Source organism: Streptomyces sirii (genome assembly GCF_045690365.1).
GTDB lineage: Bacteria > Actinomycetota > Actinomycetes > Streptomycetales > Streptomycetaceae > Streptomyces > Streptomyces sirii.
Map to the genome: position 1 here is coordinate 1939684 of NZ_CP147982.1, position 15977 is coordinate 1955660.

Annotated in this window: 19 protein-coding genes; 4 read left to right on the forward strand and 15 right to left on the reverse strand. The window is 72.3% G+C overall.

All coding sequences use genetic code 11. From position 1 onward, the window contains the following. Nucleotides 1–52 precede the first annotated feature (52 nt). The 10 genes from WAB15_RS08800 to WAB15_RS08845 form a co-directional block, all read right to left on the reverse strand. Nucleotides 53–814, reverse strand: a complete 762-nt coding sequence (locus tag WAB15_RS08800; protein WP_407285881.1) for a TraM recognition domain-containing protein — start codon at nt 812–814, stop codon at nt 53–55. A 53-nt stretch (nt 815–867) separates the two neighbouring features. After that, a complete protein-coding gene (gene pstS, locus WAB15_RS08805) occupies nt 868–2010 on the reverse strand; it encodes a phosphate ABC transporter substrate-binding protein PstS (protein WP_407285882.1) in 1143 nt (380 codons plus the stop codon). A 116-nt stretch (nt 2011–2126) separates the two neighbouring features. Further along, nucleotides 2127–2669, reverse strand: a complete 543-nt coding sequence (locus WAB15_RS08810; RefSeq protein ID WP_384428863.1) for an arginine repressor — start codon at nt 2667–2669, stop codon at nt 2127–2129. An 8-nt stretch (nt 2670–2677) separates the two neighbouring features. Next, nucleotides 2678–3883 (reverse strand): acetylornithine transaminase, encoded by a 1206-nt coding sequence (locus tag WAB15_RS08815; protein ID WP_407289192.1) that lies wholly within the window; start codon nt 3881–3883, stop codon nt 2678–2680. A 29-nt stretch (nt 3884–3912) separates the two neighbouring features. After that, nucleotides 3913–4830: an acetylglutamate kinase gene (gene argB / locus WAB15_RS08820; RefSeq protein ID WP_399144170.1), complete on the reverse strand. Its 918-nt coding sequence runs from the start codon at nt 4828–4830 to the stop codon at nt 3913–3915. A 73-nt stretch (nt 4831–4903) separates the two neighbouring features. Then, complete coding sequence (gene argJ, locus WAB15_RS08825; RefSeq protein WP_407285883.1) at nt 4904–6058, reverse strand: bifunctional glutamate N-acetyltransferase/amino-acid acetyltransferase ArgJ; 1155 nt, start codon at nt 6056–6058, stop codon at nt 4904–4906. Nucleotides 6059–6170: 112 nt separating this feature from the next. Then, complete coding sequence (argC, locus tag WAB15_RS08830; RefSeq protein ID WP_399144172.1) at nt 6171–7199, reverse strand: N-acetyl-gamma-glutamyl-phosphate reductase; 1029 nt, start codon at nt 7197–7199, stop codon at nt 6171–6173. A 307-nt stretch (nt 7200–7506) separates the two neighbouring features. Beyond that, nucleotides 7507–8331, reverse strand: a complete 825-nt coding sequence (locus tag WAB15_RS08835) for an SDR family oxidoreductase (protein ID WP_407285884.1) — start codon at nt 8329–8331, stop codon at nt 7507–7509. A 99-nt stretch (nt 8332–8430) separates the two neighbouring features. Further along, nucleotides 8431–8724, reverse strand: a complete 294-nt coding sequence (locus WAB15_RS08840; protein WP_407285885.1) for a hypothetical protein — start codon at nt 8722–8724, stop codon at nt 8431–8433. An 85-nt stretch (nt 8725–8809) separates the two neighbouring features. Beyond that, nucleotides 8810–9184 (reverse strand): PadR family transcriptional regulator, encoded by a 375-nt coding sequence (locus WAB15_RS08845; protein ID WP_407285886.1) that lies wholly within the window; start codon nt 9182–9184, stop codon nt 8810–8812. Nucleotides 9185–9240: 56 nt separating this feature from the next. Here WAB15_RS08845 and WAB15_RS08850 point away from each other — a divergent pair, with 56 nt between their 5' ends. After that, nucleotides 9241–10383, forward strand: coding sequence for a PP2C family protein-serine/threonine phosphatase (locus WAB15_RS08850; protein ID WP_407285887.1), 1143 nt, complete (start codon nt 9241–9243; stop codon nt 10381–10383). A 70-nt stretch (nt 10384–10453) separates the two neighbouring features. On the opposite strand, the gene WAB15_RS08855 is transcribed toward WAB15_RS08850, so the two are convergent. Continuing rightward, nucleotides 10454–10858, reverse strand: coding sequence for a DUF5997 family protein (locus WAB15_RS08855; protein WP_399144177.1), 405 nt, complete (start codon nt 10856–10858; stop codon nt 10454–10456). 57 nt (nt 10859–10915) lie between these two features. Between WAB15_RS08855 and WAB15_RS08860 the strand changes: the two genes are divergently transcribed. Further along, on the forward strand, nt 10916–11671 hold the full coding sequence (locus tag WAB15_RS08860) for a LysR substrate-binding domain-containing protein (protein ID WP_407285888.1): 756 nt from the start codon (nt 10916–10918) through the stop codon (nt 11669–11671). Nucleotides 11672–11711: 40 nt separating this feature from the next. On the opposite strand, the gene WAB15_RS08865 is transcribed toward WAB15_RS08860, so the two are convergent. Continuing rightward, complete coding sequence (locus WAB15_RS08865; RefSeq protein WP_399144179.1) at nt 11712–11903, reverse strand: DUF1059 domain-containing protein; 192 nt, start codon at nt 11901–11903, stop codon at nt 11712–11714. A gap of 152 nt (nt 11904–12055) precedes the next feature. Between WAB15_RS08865 and WAB15_RS08870 the strand changes: the two genes are divergently transcribed. After that, the gene (locus tag WAB15_RS08870) at nt 12056–13144 is read left to right on the forward strand and encodes a class I SAM-dependent methyltransferase (RefSeq protein ID WP_407285889.1); all 1089 of its coding nucleotides are present in this window, start codon (nt 12056–12058) and stop codon (nt 13142–13144) included. A gap of 124 nt (nt 13145–13268) precedes the next feature. After that, complete coding sequence (locus tag WAB15_RS08875; protein ID WP_399144181.1) at nt 13269–14018, forward strand: response regulator transcription factor; 750 nt, start codon at nt 13269–13271, stop codon at nt 14016–14018. Between the two features lie 61 nt (nt 14019–14079). Here the strand turns inward: WAB15_RS08875 and WAB15_RS08880 are convergent, their stop codons facing one another. From WAB15_RS08880 to WAB15_RS08890, 3 genes are all read right to left on the reverse strand, one after another. Further along, on the reverse strand, nt 14080–14454 hold the full coding sequence (locus tag WAB15_RS08880; protein WP_399144182.1) for a DUF4333 domain-containing protein: 375 nt from the start codon (nt 14452–14454) through the stop codon (nt 14080–14082). Nucleotides 14455–14459: 5 nt separating this feature from the next. Further along, nucleotides 14460–15212, reverse strand: a complete 753-nt coding sequence (locus WAB15_RS08885) for a hypothetical protein (protein ID WP_407285890.1) — start codon at nt 15210–15212, stop codon at nt 14460–14462. Between the two features lie 165 nt (nt 15213–15377). Further along, nucleotides 15378–15947 carry a histidine phosphatase family protein gene (locus WAB15_RS08890; RefSeq protein ID WP_399144184.1) on the reverse strand — a complete coding sequence of 190 codons (570 nt, stop codon included), beginning with the start codon at nt 15945–15947 and terminating at the stop codon, nt 15378–15380. Nucleotides 15948–15977: the final 30 nt, after the last annotated feature.

A 15977-nucleotide genomic window follows, 5' to 3' on the forward strand; every position in this document is an offset into this window, starting at 1 on the left:
CTGACTTCCAGTACTACCGGCCACTTTGCGGACGATCGTAAAGCTCTCAGCCTCAAAACCCCGCCGGGGAACTAAGGGCCTCGGGCGGCTCAGTGAGGCCTGGGAGGGTGGGGGTGTTGACCTTGCGCACCTGGTCGTTGGGGAGTCTGACGAATGCCTCGCCTACGCGAAGTTGTTGGATGGACTGGACTTGGCGTTCCCACTGCTCCGCGAGCGGGTAGTAGGCGGGGTGGGTTCGTCCCTCGGCGGCCTCATTGGAGACCACGTGTTTGATGGCGTCGGGATCGACGACGCCGAAGAGCCGGGCCGAGTGCTCGGCGTCAGGTCGTCCGGCCTTGAGCACCACCTCCATGCCCACGTTCTGTAACGCCCCCTTCAGCCGGTCTGATGCCTGACTCCAGTTCTGGTGTGCCATGACGCAGAACAGGTTGTACTTGCGGGTCTCAGAGAGCATGCGGGTGAGGCTCTCCTCAGACTGGGCCATGAACTGTGAGAACTCGTCCAGGATCAGAAAGTGCGGGGCACGGCCTGATCCTGCGGCGCGAACGTTGGCGCGGCTGAGGGCTGCGGTTTCCATGCCCACGGTTAAGAGACAGCCGAAGAGCCGGCGGGCGTCCGGGGAGGCAACCGCCAGGTTGACGATCAGCGAGGTGCCGGAGTCAACAACGGAGTGCTTGAGGATGTTCTCAAAGGTCGGGGCTCCGTGTGCCAGCTCGGGCCAGGCCCCGCGGGCTGCCTCGGCGACGTGCTCGGCCATGGCGTGATCGTCATAGGGCTGGGCAAGGAAGTTGAACGGCAGGAAGCGGTTCTCCACCGCAGCCGCTGGAACGTCAAGGTAGATCAGCGCCGCGGCTCGTCAGCCGCGGGTCACGACAGACCGCCGATCTCGGTGCGGACCTTGTCGACGACCTTGGCCGGGAGAGTGGCGTAGCCCTGGAAGGTCAGGCTCTCCTGGCCCTTCTGGCTGGCGACATAGGTCAGGAACGCCTTGGTGGCGGGCCAGGTCGAGGGCTTGTTGCCCTTGCTGCAGACGATCTCGTAGGTGACCACGTCGATCGGGTAGGCGCCCGGGGCCTTGGTCGTGTAGTCGAGCTTGAGGACGAGGTCGGAGTCGCCGGCGGGCTGGGCGCCGGCGATCGCCTGGGACGCCGAGATCACATTGGCGTCGACGGGAGCCGGTGCGCCGGTGTTGAGGGAGACCGTGCGGATCATGCGGGCGACCGCGTACGGCAGCTCGAAGTAGCCGATCGCGCCCGCGGTCCGCCGCACCTGGGCGGCGAGGTCCGAGGAGCCCTTGACGCCCGTGCCGCCCTTGCCCTTCCACTCCTTGCCGTGCTCGTAGGGCCAGGCGTCCGGGGCGACGGCGCCGAGGTAGGCGGTGAAGTTGTCCGTCGTGCCGGAGGAGTCGGAGCGGTGGAACTGCTTGATGGGGGTCGACGGCAGCTTGGCGCCTTTGTTGAGCGCGGCGATCGCCGGATCGTTCCAGGTGGTGATCTGCCCGTTGAAGATCTTGGCGAGCGTGGGGGCGTCGAGGATCAGCCGGTCGACACCGGGCAGGTGGTAGCCGACCGCGATCGGTCCGCCGACCATCGGCAGGTGGACGGCGTGACCGCCGGGGCAGACCTTCTCCGACTGGTCGATCTGCTCGCCGGACAGCGGCGAGTCCGAGCCCGCGAAGGCGGTCTTGCCCTGGAGGAACTCGTCCTGGCCGTCCCCGGAGCCGTTGCCGGTGTAGTTGATCTTGGTGTCGGGGCAGGCCCGGGTGTAGTTCTTGATCCAGTACTTCATGGCGTACTGCTGCGCCGTCGAGCCGGAGGCCTGCAGGGTGGCCGCCCCGCCGCAGGCGATCCCGGCGGCGCCGGCCGAGGCCTTGGTGCTGCCGGCGCCGGGCGAGGCGGCGGAGGGGCTGGAGGTGGCGTTCGCACTGCAGGCCGTCAGGGCCAGGGCGCCGGAGGCCGCCAGCGCCCCGATCACCCTGACGCGCGGCCCGCCCTTGCACAGAGGCTTCACTCTCCGGTGCTCCTTCCTGCGGACCGGGCGCGCCGGCGCAGTCGAGGGGGATGAGACCTCCATAACTATATGCACATATTCCGACACAAGGGGTTATTCATGGCAGTCGGGTGAGGTCAGTGCGCCTTCTGCGCCAGCCTCAGCAGATGGTCCGCGAGCGCCTGGCCGCCCGCCGGGTCGCGGCTGATGAGCATCAGGGTGTCGTCGCCGGCGATGGTGCCGAGGATGTCGTGCAGCTCGGCCTGGTCGATGGCGGAGGCCAGGAACTGCGCGGCGCCCGGCGGGGTGCGCAGGACCACGAGGTTGGCGGAGGCCTCGGCGGAGATGAGGAGTTCGCCGGAGAGGCGGCGCATCCGCTCCTCCTTGGCCGACTCTCCCAACGGCGCCCGCGGCGTGCGGTCGCCGCCCTCACTGGGCACCGCGTAGATCAGCTCTCCACCGGTGTTGCGGATCTTCACCGCGCCCAGCTCGTCCAGGTCGCGCGAGAGGGTCGCCTGGGTGACGGACAGGCCGTCGTCGGCGAGCAGCTTCGCGAGCTGGCTCTGGGAGCGGACCGGCAGCCGGTTGAGAATGTCCACGATCCGGCGGTGGCGGGCGGTGCGGGTCTGCGGCACGGCCTGACCGCCGTTGTGCACCTCGTTGTCCTGCGGCTCGGTCATCGGTCTCGTCAGTCTCCGGATCGTTGTTCCCCGTGGGCCCCTTGGTGGGCCGTGTTGAGGACGGCGGGGAGCCTCCGGAGGAACACCTCCGCTTCCTCGTCCGAGACGATGAGCGGCGGGGCGAGCCGGACGACGTCCGGCGCGACCGCGTTCACCAGGAGACCCGCGTCCTGAGCCGCCTGCTGCACCTGGGGCGCGAGGGACTCCGTCAAGACGATACCGAGGAGCAGGCCCGCGCCGCGGACCTGGCCGACCAATGGGTGCCCCAGGGCCTCGATCCCCTTGCGCAGCCGCTCGCCGACCCGCGTGACGTTCTCCAGGACGCCGTCCTTCTCGATGGTGTCGAGGACGGCGAGGGCGCCGGCGCAGACGACCGGGTTGCCGCTGAACGTCGAGCCGTGCGACCCGGGCGTGAGCAGGTCGGCGGCCGGGCCGAACGCCAGCGTCGCGCCGATCGGCAGACCGCCGCCGAGGCCCTTGGCGAGGGTGACGATGTCCGCCTCGACGCCCTGGGCCCGGGATTCGAGCCAGTGCCCGGTCCGGCCGATACCGGTCTGGATCTCGTCCAGGACCAGCAGGGTGCCGGTGGCGGCGGTGATCTCTCGGGCGGCCCGGAGGTAGCCGGGCGGCGGGACGACGACGCCGTTCTCGCCCTGGACGGGCTCCAGGATGACGAAGGCGGTGTCGGTGGTCACGGCGGAACGCAGCGCCTCGACGTCCCCGTACGGGACGTAGTCGACCTCGCCGGGCAGCGGAGCGAACGGGGCCTGCTTGGCGGGCTGGCCGGTGAGGGCCAGGGCGCCCATCGTGCGGCCGTGGAAGCCGCCGATCGTGGAGACCATGTGGGTGCGGCCGGTCAGCCGGCCGATCTTGAAGGCGGCTTCGTTGGCCTCGGCGCCGGAGTTGGAGAAGTAGACCCGGCCCGGACGTCCGGCCAGCGCGAGCAGCCGCTCGGCGAGCGCCACGGTGGGCTCGCTGACGAAGAAGTTCGACACATGGCCGAGCGTGGCGACCTGGTCGGAGACCGCACGGAGCACCGCGGGGTGGGCGTGGCCGAGCGCGTTGACCGCGATGCCGCCGAGGAAGTCGAGGTACTCCTTGCCGTCGGCGTCCCACACCTTGACGCCCTCACCGCGTACGAGCGGGATGCGCGGAGTGCCGAAGTTGTCCATCATGGCGCCCTGCCAGCGCCGGGTGAGGCCGGCGTTGGTCACCGCCGCCCCCTGGTCGTGTGCCGCCCTGGTCACGTCGCCCCCTCGATCGTGTTCGCGTCCGGCACGACCATCGTGCCGATTCCCTCGTCGGTGAAGATCTCCAGCAGGATCGAGTGCTGGACCCGCCCGTCGATGACCCGGGCGGTGTGCACCCCGTTGCGGACGGCGTGCAGACAGCCCCGCATCTTGGGAACCATGCCGCTGGCCAGGTCGGGCAGCAGCTGCTCCAGTTCGGTGGCGGTCAGGCGGGAGATCACCTCGTCGCTGTGCGGCCAGTCCTCGTAGAGGCCCTCCACGTCGGTGAGCACCATCAGCGTCTCGGCGCCGAGCGCGGCGGCCAGCGCGGCCGCGGCGGTGTCGGCGTTGACGTTGAAGACGCCGGAGTGGTCCCCGTCGTCGCTGCTGCGGGCGATGGAGGAGATCACCGGGATCCGGCCGTCGTCCAGCAGTGCGTGCACCGCGCCGGGGTCGATGGCGGTGATCTCGCCGACCCGGCCGATGTCGACCCGCTCGCCGTCTATCTCGGCGTAGTGCTTGGTCGCGGTCATCAGATGGGCGTCCTCGCCGGTCATGCCGACGGCGAGCGGGCCATGCTCGTTGAGCAGGCCGACCAGCTCGCGCTGCACCTGGCCGGCGAGCACCATCCGTACGACGTTCATCGCCTCGGGCGTGGTGACCCGGAGGCCGCCCTTGAACTCCGACTCCAGGCCGAGCAGCTCCAGCTGGGCGCTGATCTGCGGGCCGCCGCCGTGCACCACGACCGGGCGCAGTCCGGCGTGTCGCAGGAAGACCACGTCCTGGGCGAAGGCCCGCTTGAGGTCCTCGTCGATCATCGCGTTGCCGCCGAACTTGATGACGACGGTCTTGCCGTGGTGCCGGGTCAGCCAGGGCAGCGCCTCGATGAGGGTGCGGGCCTTGGGCAGCGCGGTGTGCTTTCGCGCGCTCATGCGCCGGCCTCGCTTCGCTCGGCGGGCTGTGAGCACAGCGCGCTGCCTTGAATGATTCCCTCGCTTTGCTCGCTCATGAGGAGTACGCGCTGTTCTCGTGGACGTAGTCGGCGGTGAGGTCGTTGGCCCAGATGACCGCGGACTCGGCGCCGGCGGCGAGGTCGGCGGTGATCCGCACCTCCCGGTAGCGCATGTCGACCAGGTCGCGGTCCTCCCCCACCGAGCCGTTCTTGCAGACCCAGACGTCGTTGATGGCGACGTTGAGCTGGTCGGGCTCGAAGGCCGCGGAGGTGGTGCCGATGGCGGAGAGCACCCGGCCCCAGTTGGGGTCCTCACCGTGGATGGCGCACTTGAGGAGGTTGTTGCGGGCGATGGACCGGCCGACCTCGACGGCGTCGTCCTCGCTGGCGGCGTTGACCACCTCGATGCGGATGTCCTTGCTGGCGCCCTCGGCGTCCCCGATCAGCTGCCGGGCGAGGTCGTCGCAGACCGTGCGCACGGCCTCGGCGAAGGCGTCCTGCTCCGGTACGACACCGGAGGCGCCGGAGGCCAGCAGCAGCACGGTGTCGTTGGTGGACATACAGCCGTCCGAGTCGACCCGGTCGAAGGTGGTGCGGGTCGCGGCCCGCAGCGCCGTGTCGAGGCCGGCGGAGGGCACATCGGCGTCGGTGGTGAGCACGACGAGCATGGTGGCCAGGCCCGGGGCGAGCATGCCGGCGCCCTTGGCCATACCGCCGACGGTCCAACCGTCGCCCTGGGCCACGGCGGTCTTGTGCACACTGTCGGTGGTCTTGATGGCGATGGCGGCCTTCTCGCCGCCGTGCTCGCTCAGTTCGGCGGCGGCCTGCTCGACGCCGGCCAGCAGCTTGTCCATCGGGAGCCGGATGCCGATCAGGCCCGTGGAGGCGACCGCCACCTCGCCGGCGCTGTGCCCGTCGAGCACCTCGGCGACCTTCTCCGCGGTGGCGTGGGTGTCCTGGAAGCCGAGCGGGCCCGTACAGGCGTTGGCGCCACCGGAGTTGAGGACGACGGCGGAGGCCGTGCCGCCCTTGAGGACCTGCTCGGACCAGACGACCGGGGCGGCCTTGACGCGGTTGGACGTGAAGACGCCGGCGGCGGCCTGTCGCGGCCCGTTGTTCACCACGAGGGCGAGGTCCGGGTTGCCGTTGTCCTTGATCCCGGCGGCGATGCCCGCCGCCGTGAATCCCTTGGCTGCCGTCACACTCACTGTGTCTCCTTGTTCGCTCCGCCGCGGAAGCGGCTGATGTCACCGTCGCCCGTGCAGCGCAGCGGTGCGGCAATCGTCGTCGTCTGCGGCACGGTGGCTGCACGTCCGTCGCTCACGGCGCGACTCCGATCGTCGAGAGTCCGGTGGTCTCGTCGAGACCGAGGGCGATGTTCATGGACTGCAGGGCGCCGCCCGCGGTGCCCTTGGTGAGGTTGTCGATGGCGCTGATCACGATGACCCGGCCGGCCGCCTCGTCGTACGCCACCTGGATCTGCGCGGCGTTGGAGCCGTAGACGGCGGCGGTCGCCGGCCACTGCCCCTCGGGGAGCAGCCGGACGAACGGCTCGTCGGCGAAGGCCTTGTCGTACGCGGCCCGTACGACGGCGGCGTCCACGCCGGGCTTCGCCTTCGCCGAGCAGGTGGCGAGGATGCCGCGCGGCATCGGCGCCAGGGTCGGGGTGAAGGAGACCGTGATCGGCTCGCCCGCGACCGCGCCGAGGTTCTGGATCATCTCGGGGGTGTGCCGGTGCACGCCGCCCACGCCGTACGGGGACATCGAGCCCATGACCTCCGAGCCGAGCAGATGCGGCTTGGCCGCCTTGCCCGCCCCGGACGTGCCGGACGCGGCGACGACCACGGCCTCGGCCTCGACGAGCCCGGCGGCGTACGCGGGGAAGAGCGCGAGCGAGACGGCGGTCGGGTAGCAACCGGGCACCGCGATGCGCTTGGACCCCTCCAGCGCAGCACGGCAACCCGGCAGTTCGGGGAGGCCGTAGGGCCAGGTGCCGGCGTGCTCGCTGCCGTAGAACCGCTCCCAGTCCGCCGCGTCCCTGAGCCGGAAGTCGGCGCCCATGTCGACGACGAGGACGTCCGGCCCGAGCTCCTCGGCGACCGCGGCGGACTGGCCGTGCGGCAGCGCGAGGAAGACGACGTCGTGGCCGGCCAGCACCTCGGCGGAGGTCGGCTGGAGCTCCCGGTCGGCCAGCGGAAGCAGATGCGGCTGCAGCGACCCCAGGCGCTGACCCGCGTTGGAGTGCCCGGTCAGCGCGCCGATCTCGACCTCCGGGTGCCCCAGAAGCAGGCGCAGCACCTCACCCCCCGCATACCCGCTCGCACCGGCCACTGCCGCTCGTACCGTCATGGACCCTCCTCCTTGATGGCATGACTATACGGAATACAGCAGTTTTATGCAATGCCCTGAGGGCGGGCCGAGGCTTCGCGCGTGGTGACCGAGTCCTCGACATGGCCCGTGAGTGGTTGAGCCGTACCCCATGGTTCGACCGGGGCGCTGCGCCGACCTGCGCCGACCTGCGTCGACCCGCGCCATCGTGGCGCCGACGGGCTCTGCCGGATGGCCTGGGCCTCGATGATCGAAGACAGCAGGATGTTCTTGAGCAGGTACAGGTCCCCGCCCCGGGGCTTCCGGCCCCGACTGCCGGCCGGACGCGTCAGCGCTCGCCGCGCAGGAAGTCGCGGGCGCCTCGCAGCGTGGTGCGCAAGGTGCGTTGCGTGCGAGTGCTGTCCAGGCGGACGTCCAACGCCCCCGAAGCGGTACCGGTGCGGCGGCCCGCCGGCAGCAGGGAGGCGTCCAAGGCGTCGCGGTCGGCGATCAGGGCACCGAGCTCATGACGACTGAGGGCGTCCGGTCCCGCGAGGTGGCACACCCCCGCGCGATCGGAGGCGGCGAGTTCGACGACGGCCCGGGCGAGGTCGGTGACATGGACGGGGCACCGGATGGCATCGGTGAACAGCACGCCCTGTCGCCGCCCGGCGGCCAGGTCATGGACGAACGCCTCGTGCACGGAGCCGCCGTCGCCGATGATCAGCGAGGTGCGCGCGATGACGGCGGCCGGGGCGAGCAGGCGGATCGCCGTTTCGGCGGCGGCCTTCGCGGCCCCGTACGGGGTGATGGGATCCGGGGTGGCGGATTCGTCGTAGTGGACGTCGGCGCCGGAGAAGACGGCGTCGCTGGAGACATGCACCAGTCGGGATCCGTGCCGGGTGGCGGCCATCGCCAGGTGAATCGCGCCGTCGGCTGTGATGGCCCAGTCGGCCTTGCGGTAGGCCGCGTTGACGACGACGTCCGGCCGGGCCTGCCCGAGCACCGGTGTGATCGCCTCGCTGCGGCGCAGGTCCAGGGGCAGCCAGTGGACGCCGGGGACATCGCCGGCGCGGCTGGCGAAGGTCGCGGTCACAGCGTGCCCGGATTCCCGCGCCCGCCGGGCCAACTCCCGGCCCAGGAAGCCGCTTCCGCCTACGATCAGGATCCTCATGACCCGTCAGGTTAGGCCCTGCGCCTCGTCACGGCGGCCGGTTCACGGGTCGAGTCGGGAATGCCCCGCCACCCGGGCCGGGCGCCGCTCGATCGCAGGTCAGCGGCGGTCCGGCCAGGCGAAGTCGGGGTCCATCGCGTGCAGGATCCGCAGCGAGAAGTACCCGAACACGTAGGGCCCGAGCAGGCCGACGATCACCCCGCCCACCAGAGCCGCCGCCACGATGACGAGGGGAAGCGTCCTGGTCAGGGCCCGCACGGTCGCTTCGCGCGCGGGGGCGAGATGGACCGCCCAGGATGTGGCGAGCGCGTCCACGTCGTCCCCGATGTACGCGCCGGGGTCCCGGCCGTCGCGGGCCGCGGCGGTCAGGTCGGCTGCCAGCTCCTCGGCCATCTCGGCGGCCGCGTCCTCATCGCCCCCCCAGGCGGCGCCATGCCTCCATGGCCGGCCTGGGAGATCACGGTTTCAACGGTCGTCGTCATGGTTCCTTCTCCGCGGTGTGGGTGACTATGGAGCCGATGCCGGCGGCGAACTCGTTCCCGTCGCTGCTCCACGACCGGAGCATCTGCAAGCCGGCCGGGCCGGGCTTGTAGCAGGTGCGGGCGGGGCCGCCCTCTCCGGCGCGACGTTCGACCTCGACGAGCCGGCGCTTGCGTAGGCGTGCCAGCGCCGGATAGATCGCCCCATCGGCGACGTCCAGCCCCGCTTCGCTGCCGCGCAGGCTTCCCGCCGACGCCGGCACTGCCTGATTCGGGGAACCGCTCGGTGAGGCGGAGCGGACGTGGGCACCCTCCTGGCCGGCGAACGGGGCGGGGCGGACGGCCTGCGGGCCGAACGAGCCGCTCGGCCGCACCGGGGGCACATGAGCCCTGAGTAGAGCACTCCACCTCGGCGAGGCAGGCTGTACCCATGCGGTCTCCCTTCCGCTCACCTCCTTCTCGGCCGGGAACCGGCGGTCACGGCCGGGCCCTGTTCGCCGTCGCGCAGTGTGTGCCGTTCGCGATCGCGCTGCTCGTGGTGGCCATCGAGTTCTCGCCCGCGCACTTCCTGTACACGGGCCCGCTGCTCACCGCGACGCCGGCGCTGGCCGCGGTGACGATGGGGCCCAAGGGGACGATGTCGGCGGCGTGTGTCGCGCTGGCCGTCAGCGTGGCCACCGCCACCTACAACCAGGCATGGGGCAGCCAGCAGGTGTACACCAACTTCCTGGCCATCTTCCTGGTGTCCGCGGCCAGCATCGCGACCAGCAGCGCCATGCACACCCGCCGGCGCAGCGAACTCGACCAGGTCCGCCGGATCGCCGCGGCGGCACAGGAGGTCCTGGTGCGCCCGGTCCCCGCCCGGCTGGGCCCGGTGCGGGCGGCCGGCATCTACCTGGCGGCGGAGACCGGGGCGCAGATCGGCGGAGACCTCTACGAGGCCGTGCAGACCCGGTACGGGGTCCGGATGATCGTGGGGGACGTGCGGGGCAAGGGGTTGCCCGCCGTGCGGGGCGCCGCCGTCGTGCTGGGCGCGTTCCGGGAGGCCGTGCACTACGAGGACGACCTGGTGGAGGTGATGAACCACTGCGCGGCCGCGCTGCAGCGGGAGAAGGCCGTGCCCGGTGCGGTCAATGCGGAGGCGCTGGCCGAGGGGTTCGTGACCGCGCTGATCGCCCAGGTGCCGGACATGGCCGTGGTCCAGCTGGTCAACCGCGGCCATCCGCCACCGCTGGTACTGCGGCAGGGCCGGGTGCGGGCGCTGATGCCCGCCTCACCGCTGCCGCCCCTGGGCCTGGAGGACCTCATCGCCGGCCCGCCCGCCAAGGCGGAGAGCTATCCGTTCACACCGGGCGACCGTCTGCTGCTGCACACCGACGGCGTGATCGAGGCCCGGGACCGCGACAACGGCTTCTTCGGCCTCCCCGAAGCGATGGAAGCGGCGCCCGCCTGCCCCCCGACGGAGTTCCTGGAATACCTGCACCAGGGGCTGGTACGGCACACCAGGGGCCACTTGGCGGACGATGCGGCGCTGCTGGTCGTCGACCGGCTCGACGACGAAACGGCCCGATAGCCCGCCCGGCTCCGCCGTCTCGGCGGCGGGCCCGGCCTACGGTGATACTGCGGCGGGGCGCCGGGTGGGGTCAGGAACGCGGGGCGTCGGGGGCGGCGTCCCGGGCCGCGTTCTTCTCCTTGACGCGCACGGCTTCCTTGCGGACCTCGGCCTGGGTGGCGCGCTCCTTCTGCAGCCAGTCGGGGCTCTCCTTCTTGAGCTCCTCGATCTGCTCCGTGGTGAGCGCCTCGGTGACCCCGCCGCGGGCGAGACCCGAGATGGACACGCCCAGCTTCGCCGCGACCACCGGACGCGGGTGCGGGCCGTTGCGTCGCAGCTCCTGCAGCCACTCGGGCGGATCGGCCTGCAGGGCGTTCAGCTCGGTGCGCGAGACGAGACCCTCCTGGAACTCGGCGGGGGTGGCCTCGAGGTACACGCCCAGCTTCTTCGCCGCGGTCGCGGGCTTCATCGTCTGGGCGGTCTTGTGCGACGTCATGTGTCAAGGGTATCGAGCATGTGCGCTACCTCTGACCACGACCGGTAGCCTGGTGCGGTGACCGGCTCGGAAGAAACCCCCTCGTTCCGGCTCGCTTATGTCCCCGGAGTGATGCCCACGAAGTGGGTGCGGATCTGGAACGAGCGGCTGCCCGACATCCCCCTGACCCTCATCGGGGTGTCCGCCGCCGAAGCGTGCGAGGTCCTGCGGGGCGGCGGCGCCGACGCGGGTTTCGTACGGCTGCCGGTCGACCGGGACGACCTCAGCGCGATCCCCCTCTACACCGAGACGACGGTGGTCGTGGTCCCCAAGGACCACATCGTGGCGGCGGTCGACGAGGTCTCGGCCGAGGATCTGGCCGACGACATCGTGCTGCACCCGCTCGACGACACACTCGACTGGGAGCGCCTGCCGGGGCGGCCCGCGATCGAGCGCCCCGCCACTACGGCGGACGCCATCGCCCTGGTGGCGGCGGGAGTGGGCGTGCTCGTCGTCCCGCAGTCGCTGGCCCGGCTGCACCACCGCAAGGACCTGACCTACCGTCCGCTCCTGGACGCTCCCGCGTCGCGCGTGGCGCTGTCGTGGCCGCAGGAGGAGACCACCGACCTGGTGGAGGACTTCATCGGCATCGTCCGCGGGCGGACCGTCAACAGCTCGCGGGGGCGCCGCCCGGCTCCCGAGCAGCCGAAGGCCAAGCGCCCCGACACGGGCGGCGCGCGGCGGAAGCCCGCGGCCGGCAAGACCTCACGGGGCACCGCCGGCGGTTCCCGGGGCGGCGGCAACAAGCGCGGCAAGCCCCGCCGCCGGTCGTAGGTCCCGCCGCCGGTCTCGGGCCCCGCCGCCCGGCCGCGCCTCAGGCGTGCTGCGGCATCTCGTTCTTCAGCGTCGACCTGATCTGCTCGCGCAGCTCGGGGCCGTCGGTGTGTCCGTGGACGGAGACCGCGTGCTCGCTGGCGGCGCGGACCACCTCTTCCTCCTCACCGGAGATGACGAGGCTGCAGTTCGTCTCGCTCGGGTAGTCCCGGCAGTCGATCTTCTTGCGCATGGTGCACCTCCTCCCCTCCCAGTCTCGGCCCGTGGCACCCGCCCTCCGCATACGGCGAATCCCGTATGGCGCGAGCGGGGGCCGTGCTGCTGCAGTGGGAGATGAGCGGTAGTGAGAAAGAAGAGGGAGAACGTAAGGAGGAGGTGGGAGGGATGGCGAGGGCCGCCGGGACCGGCCGCGGGACGACTGTGGACGAGGGGCGTGTGCAGGAGTTCCTGGAGCGTGTGATCACCGACGGCGGGGCCGCGGTAGCCGGCCTGTGCACCTCGCTCGGCGACCGGCTGGGCCTGTACTCGGCCATGGCCGGCGCCGGTCCGCTCACCTCCGCACAGCTCGCGCGGCGCACCGGGCTCGTGGAGCGCTATGTGCGTGAATGGCTCGCCGCCCAGGTGGCCGGCGAGTACGTCACGCATGCGCCCGCCACCGACACCTACGAGCTGCCCGACGAGCACGCCGCGGTCCTGGCGGACCCGGCGCTGGCCACCTACGCCGCCGGCTTCTTCACCATGCTGCAGGCCCTCTACGCCACCGAGGACAGCCTGATGGAGGCCTTCCGCACCGGCGAGGGCGTGGGGTGGGAGGAACACGGCCCGGCGCTGTTCGACGGCACCGCGAAGTTCTTCCGGCCCGGCTACCGAGCCGCCCTGGTGCCGGAGTGGCTGACCGCACTGGACGGCGTGGTGCAGAAGCTGGAGCGCGGCGCCCGCGTCGCGGACGTCGGATGCGGCTACGGATACTCCACGACACTGATGGCGCAGGCCTTCCCCCACTCGCAGTTCCAGGGCTTCGACTTCCACCGGCCGTCCGTCGAAGCGGCCCGCGACAACGCCGCCGAGCAGGGGCTGGCCGACCGGGTCGGCTTCGAGGTCGCCAGCGCCCAGGACTTCCCGGGCGAGGACTTCGACCTGATCACGTTCTTCGACTGCCTGCACGACATCGGCGACCCCGGCGGCGCGCTGCGGCACGCCGAGCGCGCGCTCGCCGACGGCGGGACCTGCATGATCGTCGAGCCGAACGCCTCGGCGAACGTGGCGGAGAACGCCAACCCGGTCGGCCGGGCCATCACCGCCGCCTCGGTCGCCGTATGCCTGCCGTCCGCGCTGGCCCAGCACGGTCCGCAGGCGCTGGGGAACCACGCGGGCGAGGAGGCTTTGCGGGACATCGCGGACGAAGCCGGACTCCACCACTGGCGGCTCGCGGCGGAGAGTCCGGTCAACCGCGTCTATGCCGTCGGGCGTTAGTAGCGCCTGACGCGCCCGGCCGGTCTTCCCCCGGCCGGCCGGGTGGCATCCCCGGGGCCGCGGCGCCGTCCCCGCCCTCGCGGCCCCGCCTTGACTGCCCCCTACCCGCTCGTACGCTGGAGGTATGAATGCGGCCGCGGAGGCCGGACTGCGACGCATTCTCGCCGTCGTGGACCTGCTGATCGATGCCGTCGACGAGGAGACCCTCGTCCCGGCACTGCTTCCGGTGATGCTCTCCGCGGTCCCCGGTGACAGCATCATCTGGTCGCCCCGCGCCGGCGCCGCCGACCGGCCGCTCACCCTCCCCGCCGATCTGCTGAGCCAGGACGTACGGGACGCGTTCGCCCGTGAGGCGGCGACCGACTCGCTGGTGCGGCACACCACGACGGGTCCCGGCACGCCGATGCGCCGCTCCACGCTCCAGACCCGCAGCGAGTTCCACTCCCTCGCCGTCTACGCCGACGTCTACCGGCCGTTCGGCGCCGAGCAACAGCTCGCGATGTCGTTCCCGGCCGGGTACGCCGAGGGCGTGCCGCGCAAGGTGTGCATGGCGATCAGCCGCAGCGGCAGCGACTTCTCCGACGACGACGTGGCGGCCGCCGCCCTGCTGCGCACCCGGCTCAGCCACGCCATGGACCGGCTCGCTCCGCCGCGCGCCCTCCCGCCCCTGATCACCCGCCGGGAGTCCGCCGTCCTGACCCTGCTCGCCCGCGGGCTGAGCAACCAGCAGATCGCCCACCGCCTGGCGATCAGCCCGCGCACCGTCGACAAGCACCTGGAGCACGCCTACGCGAAACTGCGGGTGAGCAGCCGGGTCGAGGCGGCGAACGCCTGGCTGACGCGGGGAGCGACGGCGGTGCGGCTCGGGCGGTAGACCGCGGGGCCACCCGCCGGCCCGGTCGTCCGGCCGCACCGGACGGTCGGCTGCCGGTCGGTCAGCGGGGGACGGCGCGCCGGCGGTAGGTGACCTTGTCGTGCCGGACCCGGGTGACCTCGACGGTCAGCTGCCGGTCGGGGCCGACGGGGAAGTGCGCGGTACAGCGCACCGCCGCGGCCGGCACGGGCCGGAGGTCGCCGAAGCACCGCACCGCGTCGGGCCCGTGGCGGAACGGCAGGGTGAGCTGGCCGCTGACGCTTCTGGCTATCTCGGTGCGCGGCACGGTGTGGGTACCGCCGTCGACCTCGCTGGTGGCGTCGCGGTCGCGCAGCCGGGTGGCGGCGAGGGCGAGGGCGCCGGCCGCCAGGAGACAGGTGACGAGGCCGATGACCAGGCCGAGGGTGGCGCCGCGCCACGGCGGGTGTGCGTGCACCGCCGTCAGCCCCGGGGGCCGCGGGGTCGACGGCGGGTGAGGACTCCCCAGCCTGCCGCGCCCAGCAGCAGCGCACCGCCGAGCGCCGTACCGACCGGGCCGGTGCGGGCGGCGCCGCCGAGGCCGGTGTGCGAACCGCCCTGCGGTACGACGTCGTCGGCGCCGCCGGAGGAGTCGGTACCGCCGGAGGCGTCGGTGCCGTCGGAGGCGTCCGTGCCGCCGGAGACGTCCGTGCCGCCGGATGCGTCGGAGACGGTCACGGTGCCGGCGAAGGCCTGCCGGCCGTCACCGCCGCTCTGCTGGTCGCCGGACGCTCCGTACGCCGCGGGGCTCGGTCCGCCGCCCGCCCCGCCGCAGGTGACGGTGACCGGGTACGTACCGGGTGCGATGCCCTGCGGCATGGTCGCGGTGCCGCCGGACCGACCGTCGAGGGGGGTCAGCGGGAGGGCCGGGATGTCCGCGCCGCCGAAGCCGGCCTCGGCCGACTCGCCCCGGCAGTTACCGCCGTCGTAGACGGTGAATGCGGCGCCGGGCGCCACGGTGGCGGGCTCGACGACCACCGGGTGCGAGCCGTCCGAGGCGGGGCCGGCGCCCGAGACGGCGTCCCTGACCGCACCCTTCACCGCGCCCTTCACCGCGTCGGTCACGGCGCCGGTGGCGGCGTCGGCCCCCTCGCCGTCGCCGCCGCCGAAGAGCAGGAGGGTCACCGCCAGGGCGCCGGCTGCCAGCGCATACAGAGGAATGTGACGTATGTGCATAGAACGAGACAAGCGCCAGGCCGGGGAGTGCGCACCTCGATGGTGCGCCGCCCGCGGGGCCGCGTACCGGGGCGACGACGCTCAGCGCGCTCTTTCCGCAGGTCACACGGGCGCGCCCGCCCCGGGCAGCCGAGGTGGCGGGATGGGCTTTCCGGGTGGCGCGGCTCAGCCCTCCAACTGGAGGTTCCACGAGCCGGAGCGGCGGGTGAGGGTGGTCACCGACAGCGGCTGAACGTCGATGCACCAGTACGAGTGCGGCGGCGCCTGGAGCGCGTAGACCAGGGCGGCACGCACCACACCGGGCTCGGCGACCGCGAGCAGGCCGGCGGTGTCCCCGGCCGGCCGGGTCTCCAGCCAGCCGCCGACGCGGGTGATGAAGGCCACCAGCGACTCCCCGCCGTGCGGGGCCGAGCCCGGATCGCCGAGCCAGGTCTCCACCGCGCGGGGCTCAGCGGCGGTCACCTCGCCCAGGGTGCGGCCGCGCCAGCGCCCCATGTCGCAGTCCCGTAGCGCCGGTTGGGCGAGTGGGCTCAGGCCCAGCGCGTCGCCGGTCTCCCGGCAGTGGGCCGACGGCGAGCAGTAGCGCAGTTCGGCGGCGGCCAGGCGGCACAGCACAGGAGCCGCCCGCTCGGCCGCGTGCCATCCGGCGGCGTCGAGCGGGCGGTCGTCGTCGAACCGCGTCGCGAGCAGCGAGGAGCTGCGGGCCGCGGCGAGCAGCTTGAGTCGAACGCTCATTCGCCGATGGTAAGAGCACCGCCGCCCTGA

Excerpts from the sequence above, each read along its gene's own strand:
- WAB15_RS08835 (WP_407285884.1), bottom strand. The coding sequence starts at position 8,331 with ATGAGGATCCTGATCGTAGGCGGAAGCGGCTTCCTGGGCCGGGAGTTG.
- WAB15_RS08885 (WP_407285890.1), bottom strand. The coding sequence starts at position 15,212 with ATGCACATACGTCACATTCCTCTGTATGCGCTGGCAGCCGGCGCCCTG.
- WAB15_RS08840 (WP_407285885.1), bottom strand. The coding sequence starts at position 8,724 with ATGGCCGAGGAGCTGGCAGCCGACCTGACCGCCGCGGCCCGCGACGGC.
- WAB15_RS08855 (WP_399144177.1), bottom strand. The coding sequence starts at position 10,858 with ATGACGTCGCACAAGACCGCCCAGACGATGAAGCCCGCGACCGCGGCG.
- WAB15_RS08870 (WP_407285889.1), top strand. The coding sequence starts at position 12,056 with ATGGCGAGGGCCGCCGGGACCGGCCGCGGGACGACTGTGGACGAGGGG.
- argC (WP_399144172.1), bottom strand. The coding sequence starts at position 7,199 with ATGACGGTACGAGCGGCAGTGGCCGGTGCGAGCGGGTATGCGGGGGGT.
- WAB15_RS08865 (WP_399144179.1), bottom strand. The coding sequence starts at position 11,903 with ATGCGCAAGAAGATCGACTGCCGGGACTACCCGAGCGAGACGAACTGC.
- WAB15_RS08875 (WP_399144181.1), top strand. The coding sequence starts at position 13,269 with ATGAATGCGGCCGCGGAGGCCGGACTGCGACGCATTCTCGCCGTCGTG.
- argB (WP_399144170.1), bottom strand. The coding sequence starts at position 4,830 with ATGAGCGCGCGAAAGCACACCGCGCTGCCCAAGGCCCGCACCCTCATC.
- WAB15_RS08890 (WP_399144184.1), bottom strand. The coding sequence starts at position 15,947 with ATGAGCGTTCGACTCAAGCTGCTCGCCGCGGCCCGCAGCTCCTCGCTG.
- WAB15_RS08810 (WP_384428863.1), bottom strand. The coding sequence starts at position 2,669 with ATGACCGAGCCGCAGGACAACGAGGTGCACAACGGCGGTCAGGCCGTG.
- WAB15_RS08850 (WP_407285887.1), top strand. The coding sequence starts at position 9,241 with ATGCGGTCTCCCTTCCGCTCACCTCCTTCTCGGCCGGGAACCGGCGGT.